15 protein-coding genes are annotated in these 21,346 nt (G+C 61.0%); 4 read left to right on the plus strand and 11 right to left on the minus strand.

Translation table 11 applies throughout. The features are described 5' to 3' along the window. Positions 1-19 precede the first annotated feature (19 nt). Positions 20-1,447 carry a PTS transporter subunit EIIC gene (locus I2H81_RS05260; RefSeq protein WP_195644822.1) on the minus strand — a complete coding sequence of 476 codons (1,428 nt, stop codon included), beginning with the start codon at positions 1,445-1,447 and terminating at the stop codon, positions 20-22. Positions 1,448-1,937: 490 nt separating this feature from the next. Here I2H81_RS05260 and I2H81_RS05265 point away from each other — a divergent pair, with 490 nt between their 5' ends. The 3 genes from I2H81_RS05265 (at position 1,938) to I2H81_RS05275 (ending at position 6,784) form a co-directional block, all read left to right on the plus strand. Then, a complete protein-coding gene (locus I2H81_RS05265) occupies positions 1,938-3,275 on the plus strand; it encodes a prolyl oligopeptidase family serine peptidase (protein ID WP_195644823.1) in 1,338 nt (445 codons plus the stop codon). Positions 3,276-3,540: 265 nt separating this feature from the next. Beyond that, complete coding sequence (locus I2H81_RS05270; protein WP_195644824.1) at positions 3,541-5,052, plus strand: nucleoside hydrolase-like domain-containing protein; 1,512 nt, start codon at positions 3,541-3,543, stop codon at positions 5,050-5,052. Positions 5,053-5,518: 466 nt separating this feature from the next. Next, entirely contained in the window at positions 5,519-6,784 is a 1,266-nt protein-coding gene (locus I2H81_RS05275) for an ATP-binding protein (RefSeq protein WP_195644825.1), read from the plus strand. A 243-nt stretch (positions 6,785-7,027) separates the two neighbouring features. Here I2H81_RS05275 and I2H81_RS05280 read toward each other — a convergent pair whose 3' ends face one another. The 10 genes from I2H81_RS05280 to I2H81_RS05325 all read right to left on the minus strand — a co-directional run bounded on the left by I2H81_RS05280 (position 7,028) and on the right by I2H81_RS05325 (position 18,498). Next, positions 7,028-8,458, minus strand: a complete 1,431-nt coding sequence (locus tag I2H81_RS05280) for a 6-phospho-beta-glucosidase (RefSeq protein ID WP_195644826.1) — start codon at positions 8,456-8,458, stop codon at positions 7,028-7,030. 358 nt (positions 8,459-8,816) lie between these two features. Then, positions 8,817-9,461, minus strand: coding sequence for a DUF4867 family protein (locus I2H81_RS05285; protein ID WP_195644827.1), 645 nt, complete (start codon positions 9,459-9,461; stop codon positions 8,817-8,819). 143 nt (positions 9,462-9,604) lie between these two features. After that, on the minus strand, positions 9,605-10,093 hold the full coding sequence (locus I2H81_RS05290; protein ID WP_117634557.1) for an S-ribosylhomocysteine lyase: 489 nt from the start codon (positions 10,091-10,093) through the stop codon (positions 9,605-9,607). A 152-nt stretch (positions 10,094-10,245) separates the two neighbouring features. Beyond that, positions 10,246-11,736 (minus strand): FGGY family carbohydrate kinase, encoded by a 1,491-nt coding sequence (locus tag I2H81_RS05295; RefSeq protein WP_195644828.1) that lies wholly within the window; start codon positions 11,734-11,736, stop codon positions 10,246-10,248. A 142-nt stretch (positions 11,737-11,878) separates the two neighbouring features. After that, complete coding sequence (locus I2H81_RS05300) at positions 11,879-12,820, minus strand: transketolase family protein (RefSeq protein WP_195644829.1); 942 nt, start codon at positions 12,818-12,820, stop codon at positions 11,879-11,881. Next, positions 12,813-13,649 carry a transketolase gene (locus tag I2H81_RS05305; protein ID WP_229108087.1) on the minus strand — a complete coding sequence of 279 codons (837 nt, stop codon included), beginning with the start codon at positions 13,647-13,649 and terminating at the stop codon, positions 12,813-12,815. Before I2H81_RS05305 ends, I2H81_RS05300 begins: the two co-directional genes overlap by 8 nt. Positions 13,650-13,651: 2 nt before the next feature. Next, the gene (locus tag I2H81_RS05310; protein WP_195644830.1) at positions 13,652-15,052 is read right to left on the minus strand and encodes an L-fucose/L-arabinose isomerase family protein; all 1,401 of its coding nucleotides are present in this window, start codon (positions 15,050-15,052) and stop codon (positions 13,652-13,654) included. Between the two features lie 257 nt (positions 15,053-15,309). Next, a complete protein-coding gene (locus tag I2H81_RS05315) occupies positions 15,310-16,320 on the minus strand; it encodes a LacI family DNA-binding transcriptional regulator (RefSeq protein WP_195644831.1) in 1,011 nt (336 codons plus the stop codon). A 203-nt stretch (positions 16,321-16,523) separates the two neighbouring features. Beyond that, a complete protein-coding gene (locus I2H81_RS05320) occupies positions 16,524-17,498 on the minus strand; it encodes a nucleoside hydrolase (RefSeq protein WP_195644832.1) in 975 nt (324 codons plus the stop codon). A 4-nt stretch (positions 17,499-17,502) separates the two neighbouring features. After that, complete coding sequence (locus I2H81_RS05325) at positions 17,503-18,498, minus strand: ribokinase (protein ID WP_195644833.1); 996 nt, start codon at positions 18,496-18,498, stop codon at positions 17,503-17,505. A 187-nt stretch (positions 18,499-18,685) separates the two neighbouring features. Between I2H81_RS05325 and I2H81_RS05330 the strand changes: the two genes are divergently transcribed. Beyond that, entirely contained in the window at positions 18,686-20,902 is a 2,217-nt protein-coding gene (locus I2H81_RS05330; protein WP_195644834.1) for an acyltransferase family protein, read from the plus strand. Positions 20,903-21,346: the final 444 nt, after the last annotated feature.

Genomic DNA, 21,346 nt, shown 5'->3' on the forward strand with positions numbered 1-21,346 from the left:
GCGACCGAATGGCTTGGCCTTAGGCCTCCATCTCGGCGAGCTCCTCCTTGGAGAAGCCAGAGACAAAGACGACGGCAGCGGCGATGACAAAGGAGATAGCCATACCGACGATAGCCCAGACGGTGTTCATCTGGCCACCCTGCAGGTAGTTGGTGAAGACCAGGAAGTTGGAGGCACCGCCTGCGAGGTAGTAGGTAACACCCATGAGGCCGGAGAACACAGCGCCGATAGCACCGCCGATGAACATGCCAAACATGGTGCGACGGAAGCGCATGAGGATACCGAAGAGCGCGGGCTCGGTGACGCCGCCGGCGATAGCGGAGATGACGTAGCCGATGGCGAGAGACTTCTCGTCGGGGTTCTTCATCTTGAGGAAGGCACCGAAGGCGCAGCCCCAGACAGCGGCCATAGCGCAGTTGGTGGAAACGAAGACGAAGGGGTCGTAACCGGCAGCGATGATCTGAACCTGGGCGAGCAGGATGACGGGCATGTGCATGCCGCAGACCACGAAGAGCTGCCAGAAGGCGCCGAGGACGGCCATGACGATCAGGATGCCGATGCCGCCAAGGTCAGCAAGGCCGAAGAGGGCGTTGGCGATCAGCGTACCGATCTCGTTGCCGATCGGAGCGAGGACGATAAAGGCGATGGGGATGGTAACGATCATGGTGCAGAACGGCGTGAAGACCGTGGAGAGCACGTCGGGCATGACCTTCTTAAAGAACTTCTCGACGAAGTAGAGGACGGGCACCGAAAGGATGATCGGCAGGACGGACTGCTGATAGTTGGCAGCGGCGATCTGGATGCCATAGACGGAGATGATTCCGCCGCCCTCCTGGGTGGCGACGCTCACCACGGAAGGAGCCATGAGGGCGCCACCGAGCAGCATGCCGAGCACCGGGCTGGCGCCGAGCTTCTTAGCGGCGGCATAGCCCAGGTAGATGGGGATAAAGGTGAACGTTGCCTCGTAGAGCGTGGTGTAGAGGAACGTATAGGTCGGGTCGTCGGCCGAGAGCACACCGAGCATGGTGGGACCGAGGACGGCCGCGATGGTGCGGAACAGACCGCCGGCCATGAGCAGCGGGATGAGCTGGGTCATGGAGCCGGACAGATAGTCGAGGATGATGTTCGGCAGGTTCTTGAGCTCGAACTTCTCCTTGGGAGCATCGAGGTTCTCGTTGACGGCCTCACCCTGCTTGACGCCGGAGATGGCGACGAACTCGGCGAGCACCTTGGGCACGTTCTGGCCGATGATGACCTGGAGCTGGCTGCCGGCGAACTGGCAACCCAGAACACCCTTGACCTTCTTGATCTTCTCCACGTCAACCTTGTTGTTATCCTTGAGCGTCAGACGCAGGCGCGTCATGCAGTTGGTGGCGACGGTGACATTCTCCGCACCGCCCACGAGCTCGAGGACATCGGTGGCAATCTGCTTGTTATCTACTGCCATGGGACCCCTCCCCATATCTTCGTGTGCCTGGTCGTTCGTTCGCAGGCACGCCTTTGGCCCGGCGACTATAACCCCTTACGGTTGCCGGACCCTTGGATACGCTTTTGTAAACAAGGTGTTTACTGAACGTTTACGGGCTTTAGTTTACACGGAGCGCCGAATTTATGGCAATTTTGCCGTCTACAGTCCGGTGAACGGTAGGAAATCGGGAGTGAGCGTATTTAAATGGCGGGAGATGGTCTCCTTGACCGTCTATTGATATATGGCTCTTTACGTGGGCTTTTATTTTGATAAATACCTCTATGACCTGTTAACTCATCAACAGAAGCCCTGCTAGAAGCTAGTAAACATATGTTTAGTAGTTCACGACGTGTTCAATTTTGCCGTTTACCGAGTTCATCTGGTTATTCTTCAATTTTAGATTACACTAAACATGTTTAGTTTGTATTGCCGCTTTTGTTTCCCACTAGCGGCGCAAGGGAGGCAGCTCATGGAACTCAAATTGTGTACCTACGCAACCGTCACCACCTTGGGCGACTTTGGCCCCTGGATCAGCAAGGTCGTACTCGACCTGCCCTGCACCGTGCGCGCCAACGACATCGACGCGAACACCTTCCATATATATGTAGAGCGTCACGAACGCTCGGGCGAGGTTCTGATGCGCAAGGAGCGCGGCGCCGACCATGCCGCGCCCTCCGTGGGTTACATCGACATTCTCGCCGCATATCCGTGCGACGAGAACGGACGTAAGCTCGCCGTGGGCACCCATGTGGCGCTCGAGGTCGCCGAGCAGCGCCTGACCAAAAAGATCGAAGGCGGCGTCATGGGCTCGCGCATGCTCGATGACCAGCTGCGCATCACGCAGCTCACAGCTCTTCCCGGCAACGACGGCGACGATCCCACCTGCGGCCTGGTCTTCGACACCTGCCGTGGCGATATCTGCCCCGCGCTCAAAGGCTGGAGCAACGCCACGCAAAAGACCGCCGTCGACGGCATCGCGCTCGAATACGGCTTCTTTGAGCCCAGCTTTAAGGCCGAAGACTCGGCATGCTTCAACCCCTTTGCGCCCGAGGCGACGGTCGTGCCCCAAAAGGCACCGCTCGTGGTGTATCTGCACGGCGCCGGCGAGGGCAAGGGCGCCACGCAGGGCGAAGGCGCCACGCGCGCCTATATCGGCAACCGCGTGACGGCCATTAGCCAGGCGCAGATCCAGCGCTACTTTGGCGGCTTTGCCTGGGTGCTCGTGCCGCAGTCGCCCACGTTTTGGATGGACAACGGCGTCGAGCAACTCGGTCGCTCCAACCAGAGCATCTACTCCTCCGTGCTCAAGGCGCTTATCGACGAGTTTGTCGCCGAGCATGCCGACCGCATCGACACCGACCGCATCGTGGTCGCCGGTCTTTCCAACGGCGGCTTTATGACCCTGCGCCTGTGCGCCGACTACCCCGATTTCTTCGCCGCGGGCCTTCCCTGCTGCGCCCCGTGGTACAACGCCACGGACGAGGACGTGGCCGCGCTCGCCAAGACGCCGCTGTGGTTTACGCATTCCAAGGGCGACGAGCTTGTGTCACCGCAACAGACCGTGCTGCCGCTCACGGCGCGCCTGCGCGATGCCGGCGCCAACGTGCACCTTACGTACTTTAGCCATGTCGAGGACCTGACCGGCGTGTATCGCGAGGCCGACGGCTCGGCCAAAAAGACGTTCAACCACGGCGTGTGGATCCACCAATTCAACGACCTGTGTTATCAAGACTTCGACGGGGGCAACGTACTCATCGACGGCGAGCCGGTGGGCTGCTGGGAGTGGTCGGCCAGGGTTTCGAGGTAACCATCCCATCGGGGGCTCTGACCTTTAGTTTTGTAAACGTCCTCGCGCATGAGCCCCGCTTATCCTGCTCCTTCGGAGCATCGGATAAGCGGGCTCGCGCTGCGGAATGTTTACAAAACTAAAGGTCAGAGCCCCCTAAGTCAACGTTGTTCGAAACGCTGGCCGGCCGCTTCTAGCGGGCCGCCGGGTCGGTGGCGATGGGGGCGTGGGTCCCGTCTTGCCTTGCGCGTAACTGGCTGAAATGATTTTGGTTGGAGCTGTTCCTATGTCCCAGAAGTTGACTCGGGTGATTGTTACTACCGATATGGAAGTCGACGATATGAACTCGCTTGTTCATTTGGCTCTGTATCTTAACTTGCTTGATGTGCAGGCTGTGGTGTACACGGCTTCGCAGTATCACTTTCTCGGGAATGGGGTTCATACGCTCGGTGAGGTGAATCCGCATTGGCGGACCAAAGGGCGGCGCTCTTATGAGTGGGCTGTTGTGCCTCATGAACCCGATCCGCTGGCTGGGGAGCTTCGTGAGTATCGTCCGTTTCCCGAGCATTGGATTGAGAGTCTCTGGAGTAATGAATATACCCAGGCTTGGCCGCAGCTGCAGGCAAATGCGGACGCCGCCGGTGAACCGCCGTTTCCCACGCCTGCCCAGATGATCGAGCGTACGTTTGTGGGAAATGTTGCCTTTGAGGGTGATGTGACTGAGGAAACTGAGGGGTCGCGCGTCATCGCCGATGCCATCATGGACGACGACCCCTGCACGCTGTGGCTGCTCAGCTGGGGTGGTATGAATACGATCGTTCGCGCCCTCATGAGTATTGCCGAGCGTTATCGAGCCACGCCCGAGTGGCCCACTGTGCAGCAGCGGGTCTATCAGAAAGTGCGCGTGATGGGCGTTGCCGATGGTGTGGGGCAGGATAACTCGTGGCTCGACCATGGGCGCGAGCTCTTTCCCGAGCTCATCTTTTGGCGTGTGCCCTATATGTATGGCGGCTATGTCGACGCCAAAATGGCTCAGCCCGATACGCTGCCGCTATTTAAGGCTCCTTGGCCTGAGCGGAATCTCACGCAGGACAACGGACCCCTCATGGCACGCTATATGCTCTATGGCGATGGTAAGGTCTACGAAAACGAGCCCGAGCGCTTTCAGTTTGGCAAGCATGCCCGTCTGGATTGGGGCCTAGAAGGCATGCCCGCGGTGCAGTTTGAGCGCGGCGATTTTATGGCCGAAGGCGACAGCATGACCTATATTCCGCTGCTTCCGTTTGGCCTGCGCGGTATCGACGACCGCGACTTCGATACGCTGCTGGGCCGCATGTTTTTTGATGGGCATCCCGATGCGAACGCGCCCGCCGGTTTTGCCTCCATCGGCACGCCCGCAGACGACAATCTCAATCCCTATCTGCGTGCCTATCAGGAAGACTTTGCCGCCCGCGCGCAATGGTGTGCCCATGATCCGGCCATCTGCTCGCATCCGGCACATGTTATCGAGGTCACGGCCGACCGCAGCGCCACAGCCGGCGAGCGCGTCAACCTTACAGCGACCATCGTCGACCCCGACGGCAAGGGCTTCGATGCACATTGGGATGTGGCCGTAGACCCATCGAGCTATGCAGGCGTCCAGGATCTGTCGATGTGGCAAGAATGCACGGTAGGCACCGCTTTCATCGTGCCCGCCGACGCACGACCCGGCGACCGCTTCGTGCTCACCCTCACCGTCCAGACGCGCGCCGAGCGCCCCTGCACCCGCTACGCCCAGGTCGCTGTAACCGTGGCATAACAAGGACGGCGTCCACATTCGACAGCCGCCACATTCGGCAAGGAGTGTCCCCAACTGCCACTCATTTAAGTACGTCCCCAATGAGTGCCTAGGACACCCAAACAACGAGAGTGGATAATCTCCCACTTTGAGCCCACAAACAGGCTAAAAACGGGAGATTATCCACTCTCATTCTGCGGGCACTCATTGGACGTTCTTAAATGACTAGTCAAACAAGAACGTCCAAGTGCAAAATGGGGCGCCGTCGGAATATCCAGGCGGCGCCTCTTGCGCTGAACTGCTCCCAGAGGAGAAAAATACCTGCAACCAGTCGTTTAAGAACGTCCCCAAGTGCCAACTCAGACAGTAGATGTTTAATATGTTTCGTTAATTGAAATGCGTAAATATGGTTAATCAAAGAGTTGAAGTTTGGTTAAATAATAACTGTAAATTCGGTTAAGCGCACTGGTAAACAATGGTGAAAATTATGCCAAAGAAGTACTACACTAGAATTATCGAAAATGAGCTCGACCAGCTGCTGGGCATATTCGGTGCCGTTCTCATCGAAGGACCGAAATGGTGCGGGAAGACGACCACAGCCGAGACCCGTGCGGCGTCCAGGCTCCTTCTCATGGACCCGTCCCGCAACTTCGAGAATCGCTTGCGTGCCGAGACGGACCCGGCGCTTGCCGTTTCCGGCGAGGTGCCACGGCTAATTGACGAGTGGCAGGAGGTTCCGAAACTTTGGGACGCGGCACGGTTTGAGTGTGACAACCGTGGCGGTGAGCCTGGCCAGTTCATATTTACGGGGTCGGCAACACCGCGAGACGACAAACGTCCGATGCACAGTGGCGCTGGAAGGTTCGCCAAACTGCGCATGGGTACCATGACGCTTTTCGAACTTGGGAAATCCAGCGGTGCAGTTAAGCTATCGGGCATTATTTCTGGCAAAAGGTTCAATGGCGCTTTTGGATCGCTGGATTCTGCCTCGATTGCCGAGTGCGTTGTTCGTGGTGGATGGCCTGCGGCGGTCGGACACGATGCGCGGGCTGCGTCCGCGATGGCCAAACGATACATCGACATAGTTGCCGAAGAAGATTTGTCCCGTGTCGACGGCTCTCGCCGCGACCCTGAAAAGGTCAAAGCTGTCATTGAATCGCTTGCGCGCAATGAATCCACTTTGGCGACACTCAAAACGCTCGTAGCCGATCTTGGTGGAGAGGTGTCGAGACAAACGGCGTCATCATACATATCTCTTCTCGCTCGGGTTAATTTCGTTCGCGATATTCCCGCATGGAACCCTGCAATGAGATCTCCAGTGCACCTAAGAGAATCGAAGAAGCATCATCTCGCTGACCCGTCACTAGCGGCCGCTGCGCTCGGGGCGACTCCGGAGACATTACTGCTGGACTTCAAGACGCTTGGACTGCTTTTCGAATCGTTGGCCCTTCATGATTTGTGGGTTTATGCGCAAGCAAATGGAATGGGTCTCTATCACTATCACGATTCTCGCGATCTAGAGGTCGATGCAGTCATTGCGGCTCCCGGTGGAACGTGGATTCCGATCGAAGTTAAACTCAGCTCTGCTCAAATCGAAGAGGCGTCTGACAGTCTCGTTGCTGTCGAGAAGCGTATGGTCGCTGCCGGAAACAACCCGCCAGTTTCGAAAGTCGCAATCATTGGATTTGGCTCACAAGCCTATGTCACTGACCGCGGCGTCCAAGTTGTTCCGCTGGATGTTCTCGCGCCGTAGTGCAATTGCAAGTTTTAACTTCTTTTGCTTTCTTTCACTTCTTTTAACAAGACACCCGGCGGGCATAAGCTGCTCGCCGGGTGTCTTGGTTAGGACGTTACAAAGCAGGACTTCCGAAACACGGCGGTCAGGTCCGCCTCCTAAGGACCTGAGGTGCTCGAAATTGGGAGCGACAAGCCCGACGAAGCGTACTTTAGGTACGCGAGGAGGGTTGGAGTCCCAAGGTTGAGCGCCTCAGTGCCCTTAGGACAAATCTTCGCCGTTGGTGGCGATAACCTTCTTGTACCAGTCGAAGCTCTTCTTCTTGGAACGCTTGAGGGTGCCGTTGCCCGCATCATCGCGGTCGACATAGATAAAGCCGTAGCGCTTGGACATCTCGCCCGTGCCGGCGCTCACCAGGTCGATCGGGCCCCAGGTGGTGTAGCCCAGCAGGTCAACGCCGTCCTCGGTCACCGCATCGCGCATCGCGACGATATGCTGGCGCAGGTAGTCGATACGGTAGTCGTCGTTGATGGAGCCGTCCTCCTCGACAACATCCTTGGCGCCCAGGCCGTTCTCGACCACAAACAGCGGCTTCTGATAACGATCGTACAGGTCGTTGAGGGTGATGCGAAAGCCCAGCGGATCGATGGCCCAGCCCCACTGGCTCTGCTGCAGGTAGGGGTTCTTGGCGCCGGCGAAGGCGTTACCCTGGGTGCGCTCGACATCGGGGTTGTCGGCACCGGCAGAGCAGCGGGTGCTATAGTAGCTAAAGCTGATGAAGTCGACGGTGTTGGCGGCCAGGATCTCGCGGTCCTCGTCGGTCATACCGACGTCAATGCCCAGACGCTCGAGCTTCTTGACGGCATAGGCCGGATAGTAGCCGCGGCTCTGAACGTCGACGAAGAAATAGTTGCTCTGGTTGTCAATCTGCGCCTGGCGCACATCGCCCGGACGGCAGCTGTAGGGGTAGTAGCTACCTGCGGCAAGCATGCAACCGATCTTGACCTCGGGGTCGATCTCGTGGGCAATCTTGGTTGCCCAGGCGCTGGCGACGAGCTCGTTGTGGGCGGCCAGGTACTCGACAGCCTCCTTGTTCTCGCCCTCCTCAAAGACCAGACCGGCACCCATAAACGGCAGGTGCAGGATCATATTGATCTCGTTGAAGGTAAGCCAGTACTTCACCAGGCCCTTGTAGCGGGTGAAGATCGTGGTTGCGAGGTTCTTGTAGAAGTCGATGAGATTGCGGTTGCGCCAGCCGCCGTACTCCTTGATAAGGTGGATCGGGCAGTCGAAGTGCGTGATGGTCACGAGCGGCTCGATGCCGTGCGCTTGACACTCGCGGAACACGTCCTCGTAGAAAGCCAGACCGGCCTCGTTGGGCTCGGTCTCGTCACCGTTGGGGAAGATGCGGGTCCACGCCAGGCTCATGCGGAAGGTCTTAAAGCCCATCTCGGCAAAGAGGGCGATGTCCTCCTTGTAGTGGTGATAGAAATCGATGCCGGTCTGCGCGGGATAGTAATAGCCGTCCTCAAAGTCGAGCATCTTGCGCTGGCCGGAGACCACCGCGAAACGCTCGGGGCCGTGCGGGGCCACATCCACGTTGGCCAGGCCGCGGCCGTCCACGTCGTAGGCGCCCTCGCACTGGTTGGCAGCCGTCGCGCCGCCCCACAGGAAGTCTTTACGGAAAGCCATACATCGATCCTTTCACACGCTGTTTGTCGTGGCTTCAGTATCCCCGCAAATAGGGCCTCGCTCAACGGCAACGGCGCAGGCCGACACTTCTTTTCGCGCACAGGCGCCCCGCAGCCGCCCCCGTATGACACTTTTTGATACCTGCCCGCCCAAACCGCCAACCACCACAAAGGGGACAGGCACCTTTGTGGTGGTTTGGGCAGGTTTGTCTCGATCTGTAACAGGTAGACCGCCAAAACCGGGCCTGGTGTTACAGATCGAGATCTTTCGGGCACCCTCTGCGGTTTATCTCAATCTGTAACAGGAAGAGACGATTTGGCCCGTCAGATGTTACAGATCGAGACAAACAGGAAGCCCCCTAGTCGCAGGTGATGTCGAGGTTCTTGCCGATGAGGCCCACGTAGCCGCCCTCGGCTGCCTTGGGGCTGTCGGCGTGGCAGAGAACCCATTTGTCAGCCTTCCAGTAGCAGTAGTTGTCGCCGACCGCGGGCATGTTGGCTGCGGCCTCGGGGCGCGGACCATTGGTGCCGGCGGGCAGCGCAACCATCACTTGGAAGCCGCCGTCGTCGACCATGCAGGGCGTGTAGTGAAGTGTGGTGTTGAAGACTTCGACGACCGTACCCGCCGGCACGCGGAACGCCTTGACGCACGCGGTGTCGAGCTTGCCATCCTCGATCTCCCAGCGATGCGCCACGAGCAGGATAAAGTCGCGGGCGCCCAGGTTAAACTCGCTGGCGCGGTGATACTCCAGGCAGTTGAGGCGCGTGTTGTGGCCGTTGCACCAGCCCAGCTGGAAGGGACGGCCGCCGTACATGAGAAAGCCCAGCTTATCGGCATCCTTGACGCCCTCGAGCTCCGGCGCACTTGCTACGTACTTGCTGCCCTCGGGAATGGGCGTGGCAGAGAGCGCCTCGAGCACGGGCGACGTGAGCTCGGACGGAACGTTATCCCAAACGTTGCCATAGGATTTGAACTCGGGATCGTTGACAGAGTAGATATGCATGTTCACTCCTGTTCGTTTATGTGATAGTACGAACATTCTAGAACAAACATGAGCGATTTTGAACGCTCATCCCGACCACTCAACAAAAAGGCGCCCCGCATAAGCGAAGGCGCCCAATGCGCGCGTTTTGGACGATAAAGCCCTTACGCCTGCTGATAGTGCAGGTGCTTCTCGTCGATATTGGCCAGATCGCGGTCGAGATAGCGACGCGCGAGCCAGTTTGCCATGGGGAGGTTCTGGTCCAGGTAGTTACCGCACTCCTCGGGAGCGGCACCGGGAACATCGCCCTCAAAGCCCGCGACAAACTCGAACAGCTCGCGCACGAGCGGCAAGATCTCCTCGCTCGTCAGCTCACCAAAAACGACGAGGTAAAAGCCCGTGCGGCAGCCCATGGGGCCAAAGTAGACAATGCGGCTCGACCACTCGGCATGATTGCGAAGGAACGTCGCGCCCAGGTGCTCGATGGTGTGGCACTCGGCCGTGTTCATGACCGGCTCCTTGTTGGGCGTGGTCAGGCGCAGGTCAAACGTGGTGACGGCGGCACCGGTCGCCGGATCGCGGTCGATGCGGCTCACGTACACGCCAGGCTCAAGCAGCAGATGGTCAACGGAAAAACTCGCGATGCGCTCCATGGCAGATCCTCTCGGTAGTCAATTTAGGACGGGGCTCTTTTAGCTAGTTGGAATGGTCGCACCAATCATACCAGTCAAAAAAGCCCCGTCCCAAATGAGCTACCCGGGACGGGGAACAATGAGTTTTTTATCCCCGTCCCAGAATAATCATGCTAGGCGGTGTACGCGATTGTAGATTTCACGGCATGGCGCCAGCCGGCGATCTTTTTGGCTCGTTCGTTGGCGGACATGGCAGGCTCCACGATGCCGCGAGCGCCGTAGACGTCAACGACGTCGCGCGTGTACATGCCCAGCGCAATGCCGCAGGCCCAGGCCGCACCCAGACCGCTCATCTCGTCGTTGCTCGCGATGCGGATGGGCGAGCCAACCAAGTCGCTCTCAAACTGCATCAGGTACGCGTCGCGCGTGGGGCCGCCGTCAACACGAAGCTCGGCCAGCGCCGCGCCCGAATCCTCGACCATCGCATCGATCACGTCGAAGATCTGATAGGCGATCGACTCGTCGGCGGCCTTCACGAACTCCGCGCGACCCGTGGTGCGCGTCATGCCAAAGACGCAGCCCTCGGCGTCACTCGCCCAGTGCGGCGCGCCCAGACCGGTAAACGCCGGCACAAAGTAGACGCGGCTCGCCGGATTGGCGGCGTAGCACAGGTCGGTAACTTCCTCGGGGTTATTGATGAGCTCCAGATCGTCGCGCAGCCACGTCTTGACGGCGCCGGCGTAGCTCACGTTGCCCTCGAGCACGTACTCGGTCACGCCGTCCATGCGCCATGCGAGCGAGCTCGAAAGCCCGTGCGAGCTGGCGACGAACTCGTCGCCGACGTTCATCATGACCGAGCTGCCGGTGCCATAGGTCGCCTTGGCCATGCCGCGGCTATGGCAGCCCTGAGCAAACAAGGCGGCATGGCTGTCGCCGAGCACGCCGTGAATGGGCACGGGCGCCGGCAAAAAGCCGCCCAGGTTCGTCATGCCGAACAGGCCATCGGAATCGGTCACCTGCGGCAGGCACGCCGGATTGACACCAAAGGCCTCGCACACCGGCTCGCTCCAGCAGCCACGGCGCAGGTCAAAGAGCTGCGTGCGGCTGGCATTGGACCAGTCGCAGCGAAACTCCACGCCGCCCGTGAGCGTCCAGACCACCCAGGCATCGATGGTGCCCAGGCACAGCTCGCCCGCCGCAGCGGCCTCGGCAGCCGCGGGAACGTTCGCGAGGATCCAGGCCATCTTGCCCGCCGGGTAGTAGGGCGAGAGCACTAGACCCGTCGTGTCGCGCACCAGCTTGGCCACGCCCTCGCGCGCGGCCAGCTCGTCGCACAGCTCGCGGGCGCGGGCGCACTGCCACACCACGGCGTCGCACAGCGGCTCGCCCGTCGTGCGGTTCCAGGCAACGGTAGTCTCGCGCTGGTTGGAGATGCCGATGCCGGCGACGTCGGCCGGATCGACCCCGGTCTCCTCCACCACGGCGCGCGCCACGGCCAGCACGTTGGCGGCGATCTCGGCTGGATCATGGCTCACCCAGCCGGCCTCGTTGACAATCTGGCGATGCGGGCGATCGGCACGATGAATCAAATGGCCGCCCTCGTCCACCAGCAGCGCCTTGGTGCCCTGCGTGGATTGATCGATTCCGATGATGTATTTGCTCATGTACTCTCCTGTCTCCCCCGTCGATTCAAAACTAAAACCCGACGGACAAGGAGCGAGTGGCCGACCGGCTCATGAGAGCGCAGCCGGCCTGCTCAAAATTCAACCAAAAAGGATTGGCGCAAACCTGTCCCCGATGCACCAATTACTCTGCGGGCAGGAACTCGGCGACCGTCTTGGCGATTCCGGCACCCGTCAGGCCGTAGTGCGCGAAGACCTCGGGGCTCGTACCGGTGATGACCGGCGCATCGGGCAGACTCAGGCACTTGACCGGACGCGGGCAGTGCTCACCCACGACCTGCGCGACCATGGAACCCAGGCCGCCGAAGGGGCTGTGCTCCTCGACCGTCACGACGGCGCGCGTGGCGCCGGCGGCCTCGATCACGGCCTCGGCATCGAGCGGCTTGACGCAATACATGTCGAGTACCGTAGCCGAGATGCCCTGCTCGGCCAGCAAATCGGCGGCGTCCACGGCATGGCGGACCATCTCACCGGTGGCGACAAGCGTCACATCGGTACCGCGACGCACCCAGGTGGCGCGATCCATCTGGAACGGGCACTCGCCCTCGGCGTACACGTCCTCGACCGGGTTGCGCCCCACGCGGATGTAGGCCGGCTTGTTGTCGGCTACCAGGGCGCGCACAAGCTCGGCGGTCTGGAAGCGGTCGCTCGGCAGATACACGCGCATGTTGGGAATCGCGCTCATAGCGGCGATATCCTGCGCAGAGTGGTGGCTCATGCCCAGGGCACCATAGGACACGCCGCCCGAGATGCCGATGAGCTTGACGTTGGTGTTGGAGTACGAAACGTCGACCTTGCACTGCTCATACGAGCGCGTGGTCACAAAGGACGCCGGCGAGGCGGCCCAGGCCTTCTTGCCGCACGAGGCCATACCGGCGGCGATGCTCACCAGGTCCTGCTCGGCGATGCCGACCTCAATGGACTGCTGGGGATACTGGTCAAAGAACGGCGTGAGCGATGCAGAGCCGCGGGAGTCGGAACACAGAACGACGATGTCCTTGTCAGTTGCGGCGGCCTCGAGCAGCGTGTCGCAGATAGCCTTGCGGTTGGCGATCTTGTTAGCCATTGATAGCCTCCTTATGGGCAGCGAAATCGGCGATGATCTGGGCATATTCCTCATCGTTGGGCAGGTGATGATGCCAGGCGGCCTTGTCCTCCATAACCGGCGAGCCGTAGCCCTTCACCGTGTTGAGGATGATGACCGTGGGCTTACCCCTGGTCTCGGCGGCCAGCGTCAGCGCGGCGTCGATGGCCTGGACGTCGTTGCCCGGAATGGACAGCACGTTCCAACCGAAGGCGGCCCAGCGCTCCTCCTGCGAGTCCTGCTTCATGACGTCCTCGGTGCTGCCGCTGATCTGCAGACGGTTGCGGTCCACGAGCGCGCACAGGTTATCGAGCTGGTAGTTGCCGCCGCTCATGGCGCCCTCCCAGACCGAGCCCTCGGCAAGTTCGCCGTCGCCCATGATGGTGTAGACGCGGTAGTCGCGGCCATCCATCTTGCCGGCAAGCGCCATCCCGACGGCCACGGGCAGGCCGTGACCCAGCGAGCCCGAGTTCATCTCGATGCCCTTGAGCTTGTTGTTGGGGTGGCCGATGTAGGGGCTGCCGAACTTAGAGAAGCGGGTCTTGACGTCGTCGAGGTCCAGATAGCCCTCGTGGCAGAGCACCGCGTAGTAGGCCTCCATGGCGTGGCCCTTGGAGAGCACGAAGCGATCGCGGTTGGGATCGTCGACGGTCTCGGGCGAAATGTTGAGGTGGTTGGCGTAGAGGGTCATCAGCGCATCGATGACCGACATGTCGCCGCCGATGTGCCCGCCGGCGCCAGCCATGATGATATCGACGCAATCGCGGCGAAGGTCCCAACGCAGGGATTCAAGCTCTTCGATAGTTGCCATTTCTACTCTCCTCGCAGGTAAGCTTTGACGTCTTCTTCAATCGGGTCGTATAAGTCGGGGGCAATGCCGATGTACTTGCACGCCTCGTAGAGCACCGGCACCACGTTGGCGTGAATGGCGACGCAGTGGTGGATGTAGGGACCCTCGACGATCTTGGCCTCGAGGCGCTTGAGGTTGTCGACCTCGACCCACAGGTAGGTGCCCATGCCGGCCGGGCCGTCGATGCCGCGGGCATTGCCCAGCAGCAGCGAGTACTCGCCGTTGTCGCCGTCAAAGCGGGCAAGGGTGAGGTCGCCGTGCTTGGCCTCAGCCGTCAGCGCGCCGGGGTGATCGAAGGCCAGCGGGTAGGTGAGCTTGGGCTTGACGGCCGCGCAGCTGCAGGGCCAGGGGCCGCAGTGCTGCAGCAGCTCGCCGTTCTCGTTATCGGGATGGCGCACGGTCCAGTCGGCGAACATGCCGCGGTGACGGCCCAGGTCGGCGGCCTCGACCATCAGCGCGGTGATGGCACCATGGATGTCGGTCTCGCATACGATGGGGATACCCATCTCGTTGAGGATGGCATTGGCGGCGCAGGGCATAATGCCCAACTCGTCCTGCAGGGCGTTCCAGCACTGAATGGCGCCGGCGTTGCAGCCGTACTTCTTTACCAGGCGCTTCATGGCGATGGCAAGACCGGCGACCGCGGGGACCTTATCCTCGGGGATGCAGATCTCAAAGCTGTCGGCAATGTGGGCGAGCATGGCTGCCATGGCCTGCTCGTCGGCCTGGGCGTCGCGCACGGCCTGGACAAGCTCGGTCATGGGGATGGGCGAAAGCTGAATGTTGAACTTCTCGAGCAGCTCGCCCTCGTTGCACATGGTGGACCAGAAGTCGAACGGACGGGTGGCCATCTGCAGGATGCGGGTGTGCTTGAAAGTCTTGACCACGTTGCACACGGCCAAAAAGTCCCAGACGCCGCGCTCGAACTCGGGATCGGTCAGACGGCAGTTGGTCATGTAGGTGAAGGGAACCTGGAAGCGACGCAGGACCTTGCCGGTGGCGAACAGGCCGCACTGGCTATCGCGCAGACGGGTGCCGTCGGGCTCGGGGCGCTCGTCGCGCGGACCCCACAGCAGCACGGGCAGGCCGAGCTCGCGGGCAAGGCGGGCACAAACGTACTCAGTACCAAAGTTGGCGTGGCACAGCATGATGCCGTCGACGCCCTCGGCGCGGAACTTCTCGACGATAGGCGCGATATGGCTGTCGTCGAACAGCAGGCCCTCGTCGTTGATGTCGTCGATATCCACGATCTCGACGCCGATCTCGCGCAGGCGATCAGCCGTAAGGCCGCGATACTTGATCGCGTCCGGCGCGCTAAAGATACTGCGGCGCGTGGGCACAAAGCCAAGCTTGATCTTATCCATGTACGTCCTCCCCTAGTCACATGTTCAGTAAACAGACGCATGTTTCGTTTTGTTCTGTTTACTAAATGTTTTACTCTTCTGTTTAGAAGTTTAGCGCGAAATACCCGTAGGCGGTAGAGAAATCAGCCTAAACGGTATGTAAACGAACTGAACATACAAGGGAAACAAAAAGAGGACCCCGAAGGATCCTCTTCTGAATGACGCTATGTTTACTGCCCTAGCGTGCTTTGGCACGCCGCAGACGATGCCGCCTTCGCCTAGATTTCGCGCACGCTCTGGCGCTCGACAAAATAGGTCGACACGGCGGTCTTGCAGGTGTAGCTCTTGGGGTTGCGGATGTTGCCCACCAGGCGGCGCACCGCGATCTCACCCACCTCGTGCTTGGGAACATGCACCGTGGTGAGCGGCGGGTTGGAAAAAGCGCCCAGCGACAGGTCGTCAAAGCCGATGATCGAGACATCCTCGGGCACGCGAATGCCGTGCTCGTTGAGCGCGCGCATGGCACCCACGGCGAGCACGTCGTTTTCGGCAAAGAAAGCCGTCGGCAGGTCGTCGCGTGAGACGCTGTCGAGCCATGCACCCATATCGCGATAGGCACCTTCGAGCGTGGTGCCCAGCGTAACGCGCCATGCCGGGTTTGCCTCGAGGTCCGCATCCTCAAGCGCCTGGCGATAGCCGCGCTCGCGGTCCTTAAAGTTGCGGATGCGAAGGTCGCCAGCCAGATAGCCGATTTGCCTGTGACCCTTCTCGATAAGGTAGTCCACGGCGCGCAGCACCGAATCGGTGTTGGCAATGACCACGGCATCAAAGTATTGGCGGTCGCTCCAGCCATCGAGCACAATCAGGTGGGCGGCAGCGTTAGCGAACAGGGCGTAGTCCTCCTCGCCCAGCTCGGTGCCCATCAGCACGATGGCGGCGGACGGGTCGGCGATCAGGCCCTCGACCTGCGGACGTACGGCGTCAAGATCGCTAAAGTCGAGCGAGACAAAGCTCGTGCTCATGCCGTGGCGACGCGCCTGGCGCTCCACGCCCTCGATGACCGCGGGATGAAAGGTGCTCTCGTCCAGGATGGCGCCCGTCTTGCGCGCGAGCACAAACTGGATGCTCTCGAGCTGCGTCGACTGCTGATAGCCGAGCGACTGCGCGCACTCCAGGATGACCTTGGCGGTTTCCTCGCTCACGCTGCGCTTGCGGTTGAGCGCGTTGGACACGGTCGCAGGCGAAAAACCGGTGATGCGGCTGATTTCGCGGACACTTGCTTTGGCCATTGTTCCCCCTAGTAACGGTCGCGGTCGAGCATCGTGGCCTGACCGCCCCGTGACTCGACAACTAAACGACCGCAAATTCAATCTAAACAGAATAGTAAATGTTTAATAGCTAGTTTAGCCTGTTGTCAAGCGAAGCGACGCGACTATTCCCCCAACGGGCGTATTTACTCGGTAGCTAATCTGGAACGGGGCGCAGAAACCGTTTAGCCAAGGATGCGGGCCATGCGTGCCTTAAACTCCGCGAGGAAACGCGGGGCGTCCACGGTGAGCGCCACGAGCGCGCTCTTATCCGGATCGGACAGGCGGTGCTCGTCGCAAATGGTGCGGCCTCGGTACTCGCCTAGCAGGTCGACGCGCAAGTTGCAGCCGAGCGCGCCCACGAGCGTGGGGTCAATCGCCACGGCGACGGCAAGCGGATCGTGCAGCGCGCAGCCACCCAGGTAGGGGGCGTTCATCTCGTACGAGCCAATGTAGTGCTCGACCATGCTCGCAAACGCGCAACCGGCCATGGTGCCCGAGCCCGTCCAGCCGGCAACGTCGCGACGCGTGAGCACCACGCGGTGCGTCACATCCAAGCCCACCATGGTGAGCTTGCGGCCCGAACGCAGCACGGCATCGGCCGCCTCAGGATCACTTGCCATGTTGGCCTCGGCGCCCGCGCTCACGTTTCCGGGCACAGTAAGCGCACCGCCCATCACGACCACGCGACCGATAGACATCATCGCCGCCGCATCGCGCTCCAAGGCAAGCGCCAGGTTGGAGAGCGGGCCGGTCGCCACGTAGATCAGATCGGGGCCATAGGTGCGCGCGGCATCAATCAGGTAATCGACCGCTGCATTGCCATCGGCCAACGTCGCGCCCACCGGCTCGTACGGCGAGGCGGGCACGCTTGCGCCGCCGATGCCGTTCTTGCCGTGGATAAGCGTGGTGGACGCCGGCGGCGTGTAGGGTTCGGTCGCCTTCATGGGACGATCGGCGCCCAGGTATACCGGAACCTCGGGGCGACCCAACAGGTCGAGCACCGCCAAGCAGTTGTGCGCCGACTGCTCGACGCGCACGTTGCCAAAGCACGTGGTGATGCCGACGAGCTCCACCTCGGGGCTCGCGATGGCATAGGCGAGCGCCATCGCATCATCCACACCCATATCCAGATCAAGGATCAGCTTCTTGGTTGCCATTGTTCTACTCCGCTTCTCCGTCTACATCCAAACCGTCTAAACCAAAATTGTGCTCGACTTCCGCACGCGTGGGAATTGATTGCTGAGCGCCCAGGCGCGACACCGTCACCGCCGAGGCGCGAGCGCCCGCCGCCATGCACTCAAAGAGCGGCAGGCCCTCCAGACGAGCCGCCGCCAACGCGCCGATAAACGTATCGCCCGCGGCCGTCGTATCGACCACCGCGCTCGAAAGCGCCGGCATGCGCAGCGGCTCACCGCCATCGCCGAGCGTAACCGAGCCGGCGCCGCCCAACGTGATGACCGCAGCCCCGGCGCCCTTGTCGAGCAGCGCATTGAGCGCGGCGACGCAACTCGCATCATCCGTGGGCAGAATGCCCGTCAGCACCTGGCACTCGGTCTCGTTGGGGCAGACCAGGTCGACCGCTGGCCACGCTCCTGCCGGCAGATCGCAGGCGGGCGCCGGGTTAAAGATCGTATAGAACCCCAGCTCGTGAGCGCAAGAGAGCGCCGCGGCCGTTGCCATCAGATCGCATTCGCCCTGGGCGATAAAGACGCTTCCGGCAGCCGGGGCAATCTCGCTGGCATCGCCGTCGAGCTCGTCGGCCACCAAGCTCCTCAGTGCGCGGGCAACGTCCTCGCCCGCAAGCGCATGGTTGGCGCCCGGCGACAGCACGATGCGGTTGTCGCTCTCGCAGCGAATGATAGTCGCGGTACCGGTCTCCACGTCATCGCGACGCGCCACGAACTCAACGCCCACGCCGGCATCCTGGAGCCCTGCCACGAGCGCATCGCCAAAGGTATCGCGCCCAACAGCGCCGATCATGCACGTGCGCGCACCCATGCGCGCAGCAGCGACGGCCTGGTTAGCGCCCTTGCCACCAGCGTTGGTGATAAAACCGCTGCCACCGACTGTCTCGCCCGCACGCGGCATGCGCTCGCACGCCACCGAAAGGTCCATGTTCATGCTGCCGAACACCGCAACGATGCTGTGATCCGCCATGGAAACCTCCTCGTCTTCAGGCTTTGCGCCCACCGTCGACCAACGATTGTGCACTCTCGCACCCCCTATAACTTTAGTCCACTTTGATGTGGACGCGCGCTTGAGCTTGCGCCAGCAGCAAGCATTCACAGGGGCAGGCAGCTACAATGAATACGTGCTGATTATTCTCGTCATTGGATGATGTTTTATGGAACGATTCTCGCAATCGGGCTCGCGCGGTCGACGCCGCACGGGCAACGAGCCGGCGCCGCACGAACGCGTGAAGGGCGAGCGCCGTGCCAACGAGCCGCGACGCACCGCAAGCCCCCATCGCGCTTCTGCCAACAACGCGGGCCGCGCCAACACTCCCGCCGCGGAGCAGACGCCTGCTCGCCCCAAGTCCCGCTACATCCCTGCGCTCGACGGCCTGCGCACGCTTGCCGTCGTCGCGGTGGTGCTCTATCACCTCAACCTCACGTGGGCTCAGGGCGGCCTGCTTGGCGTCACGATCTTCTTTGTGCTTTCGGGCTATCTGATCACGCGCCTGCTGCTCAACGAAGTCGCCAAGACCGGCCGCATCGACCTTAAGAGCTTCTGGATTCGCCGCATCCGTCGCCTGGTCCCCGCCGTGGTAACGGTAGTGTTCGTGACCTGCGCGCTGTGCACCATCTTTAACCACGTGATGCTCACCAAGATGCGCCCCGACATCCTGCCGTCGCTGCTGTTCTTCAACAACTGTTGGCAGATTGCCCAAAACGTCTCGTACTTCAATGCCCTGGGCGACCCCTCGCCGCTTACGCACTTTTGGTCGCTCGCCATCGAGGAACAGTTCTACCTGGTTTGGCCCCCGCTGCTGCTCGCTATGGTATCCATGCACATGAGCAAGCCCAACACGCGCCGCGTGGTTCTGGGCCTGGCTGCCGTCTCCGCCATCGCCATGATGGTGCTCTATAACCCCGCCGCCGACCCCAGCCGCGTGTACTACGGCACCGACACCCGCGTGTTCTCGCTGCTGCTGGGCGCCTGGATGGCCTTTATCCCCGATTGCGACCTGGCGCCGGTGCGTCTCGCTCATCGTTTGGGGCTCAATCGCCTGGCTGGCGCCGCCAAGCACGGCAAGAACGCCGAGGGCAAGCTTGGCGAGAAGGCCGACAACGCAGCCGAAACCGTCCCGGCACAGCCGAGCGCCCTCGTGCGCTTTTGGTCCTCGCCCGCATCCATCGATATGTTGGGCGTCGTGGGTCTGGTTGGCCTTGCCGCCATGGTCGCGCTCACCAACGGCTACACCGCGTTCCAGTATCGCGGCGGCACGCTGTTATGCTCCATCCTCACGCTCATGGTCATCGCGGCCTGCGTGCAACCCCAGGGAATGGTTGCCCGCGCACTGTCCGCCGAGCCGCTCGTGTGGGTTGGCAAGCGCTCGTACAGCATCTACCTGTGGCACTATCCGCTACTGTTGCTCATGAACCCGGTCGCCAACATCAACGATACGCCGTGGTGGCAGTACATTTTGCAGGTGTTGTTGGTGGTCGCCGTAGCCGAATGCTCATATCGCTTTATCGAGACGCCGTTTAGAAAGGGCGCCTTTGGGCGCACCGTATCCGAATTCCGCGATGGCACCACCACGCCCGCCAACTGGGTGCGCGCGCATATTCCCGCGTGCGCCACTTGCGGCATCGTGCTTGTTATCGCGCTGGGCGGCCTGATCTTTGTGCCGGAGACTTCCGCACTGAGCGGTGAGGGCGCCGAAGTCCTCAACAAGGAAGCCAAGAACACCGCGCCAACGGACCAACAGGCAGCCGACGACACCGACAAGGACAACGACGGCTTCCCCGACGGATCCTACGACCTGCTGATGATCGGTGACTCCGTGTCGCTGCGCGCCGTTGATTCCTTTGACGGCGTGTTCCCGCACAGCCATATCGATGCCGAAAAGGGCCGCCAGTTTGATGCGGGCCGCGCGACATTTGAGGGCTATCTCCAACAGAACCTTGCCGGCAAGATCGTGGTCTTTGCACTGGGCACCAACGGCTTGGTAACCGACGACCAGATCGACGCCATCATGACCGATGCAGGAGACAAGCGTATTGTGGTGTTTGTGAACACGCGCAGCCCGCAGCCGTGGGTCGGCTCTACCAACCAGGCCATCGCCAACGCCGCTACGCGCTACAAGAACGTGCGCGTTATCGACTGGTACGGATACAGTGCCAATCGCAACGACCTGTTCGATGGCGATGGCACGCACCTGTCGACCACTGGCGTGACTGAGTACCTCAACTTGATTCACGATGCGGTCAAGAAAGACCTGCCCGTGCACCCCGAGGACCACGTCAACGATCCGCAGCCGGCAGCCGTCAAGTCCGCCGCCGACGCACTCGTCAATGCCCTCGCCTACAAGCCACACAAGCTGGGCACCGACAAGTAGCACACAGCCAAATCTGCTTACACCCGCCGGGGGCGTCGGCCACGGCCGACGCCCCCGGCGGCAGTTAGGGACTCTCCTTTTGTACCGGTACCCGGAGGCACTCCTGGCACAGCCGAGGAACGCCCTCCTTGCGACCGAATTCTGGGCGCCTCGCCACCCCGAGCGTTGTTTCCAAGCCCACACCCGCAGCAAACAACCCAAAATCACTCTTTTCTAGCCGACTCCAAGAGGTCGTGGACAAAAAGTGGCAAATATGAGTACTGTTACCGTTTTAGTAGCAGGCAAAACCACCCAAAATGGCGCTCATGCGGTAGCGCGCGAGCCTTCCAGTTGACCAGAATGGCCGGCTTAGGAATTGGAGACTCGCTTTTAATAAACAGATTCTTAACTATGTTCATTATTTTCTTGGTAGTAAATGCTATCGGCCAGACAACAGTACTCATA

The organism is Collinsella aerofaciens (genome assembly GCF_015561195.1).
GTDB lineage: Bacteria > Actinomycetota > Coriobacteriia > Coriobacteriales > Coriobacteriaceae > Collinsella > Collinsella aerofaciens_AC.

Excerpts from the sequence above, each read along its gene's own strand:
- I2H81_RS05285 (WP_195644827.1), bottom strand. The coding sequence starts at position 9,461 with ATGCATATCTACTCTGTCAACGATCCCGAGTTCAAATCCTATGGCAAC.
- I2H81_RS05290 (WP_117634557.1), bottom strand. The coding sequence starts at position 10,093 with ATGGAGCGCATCGCGAGTTTTTCCGTTGACCATCTGCTGCTTGAGCCT.
- I2H81_RS05315 (WP_195644831.1), bottom strand. The coding sequence starts at position 16,320 with ATGGCCAAAGCAAGTGTCCGCGAAATCAGCCGCATCACCGGTTTTTCG.
- I2H81_RS05330 (WP_195644834.1), top strand. The coding sequence starts at position 18,686 with ATGGAACGATTCTCGCAATCGGGCTCGCGCGGTCGACGCCGCACGGGC.
- I2H81_RS05270 (WP_195644824.1), top strand. The coding sequence starts at position 3,541 with ATGTCCCAGAAGTTGACTCGGGTGATTGTTACTACCGATATGGAAGTC.
- I2H81_RS05305 (WP_229108087.1), bottom strand. The coding sequence starts at position 13,649 with ATGGCAACTATCGAAGAGCTTGAATCCCTGCGTTGGGACCTTCGCCGC.
- I2H81_RS05300 (WP_195644829.1), bottom strand. The coding sequence starts at position 12,820 with ATGGCTAACAAGATCGCCAACCGCAAGGCTATCTGCGACACGCTGCTC.
- I2H81_RS05310 (WP_195644830.1), bottom strand. The coding sequence starts at position 15,052 with ATGGATAAGATCAAGCTTGGCTTTGTGCCCACGCGCCGCAGTATCTTT.
- I2H81_RS05320 (WP_195644832.1), bottom strand. The coding sequence starts at position 17,498 with ATGGCAACCAAGAAGCTGATCCTTGATCTGGATATGGGTGTGGATGAT.
- I2H81_RS05260 (WP_195644822.1), bottom strand. The coding sequence starts at position 1,447 with ATGGCAGTAGATAACAAGCAGATTGCCACCGATGTCCTCGAGCTCGTG.
- I2H81_RS05275 (WP_195644825.1), top strand. The coding sequence starts at position 5,519 with ATGCCAAAGAAGTACTACACTAGAATTATCGAAAATGAGCTCGACCAG.
- I2H81_RS05295 (WP_195644828.1), bottom strand. The coding sequence starts at position 11,736 with ATGAGCAAATACATCATCGGAATCGATCAATCCACGCAGGGCACCAAG.
- I2H81_RS05280 (WP_195644826.1), bottom strand. The coding sequence starts at position 8,458 with ATGGCTTTCCGTAAAGACTTCCTGTGGGGCGGCGCGACGGCTGCCAAC.
- I2H81_RS05325 (WP_195644833.1), bottom strand. The coding sequence starts at position 18,498 with ATGGCGGATCACAGCATCGTTGCGGTGTTCGGCAGCATGAACATGGAC.
- I2H81_RS05265 (WP_195644823.1), top strand. The coding sequence starts at position 1,938 with ATGGAACTCAAATTGTGTACCTACGCAACCGTCACCACCTTGGGCGAC.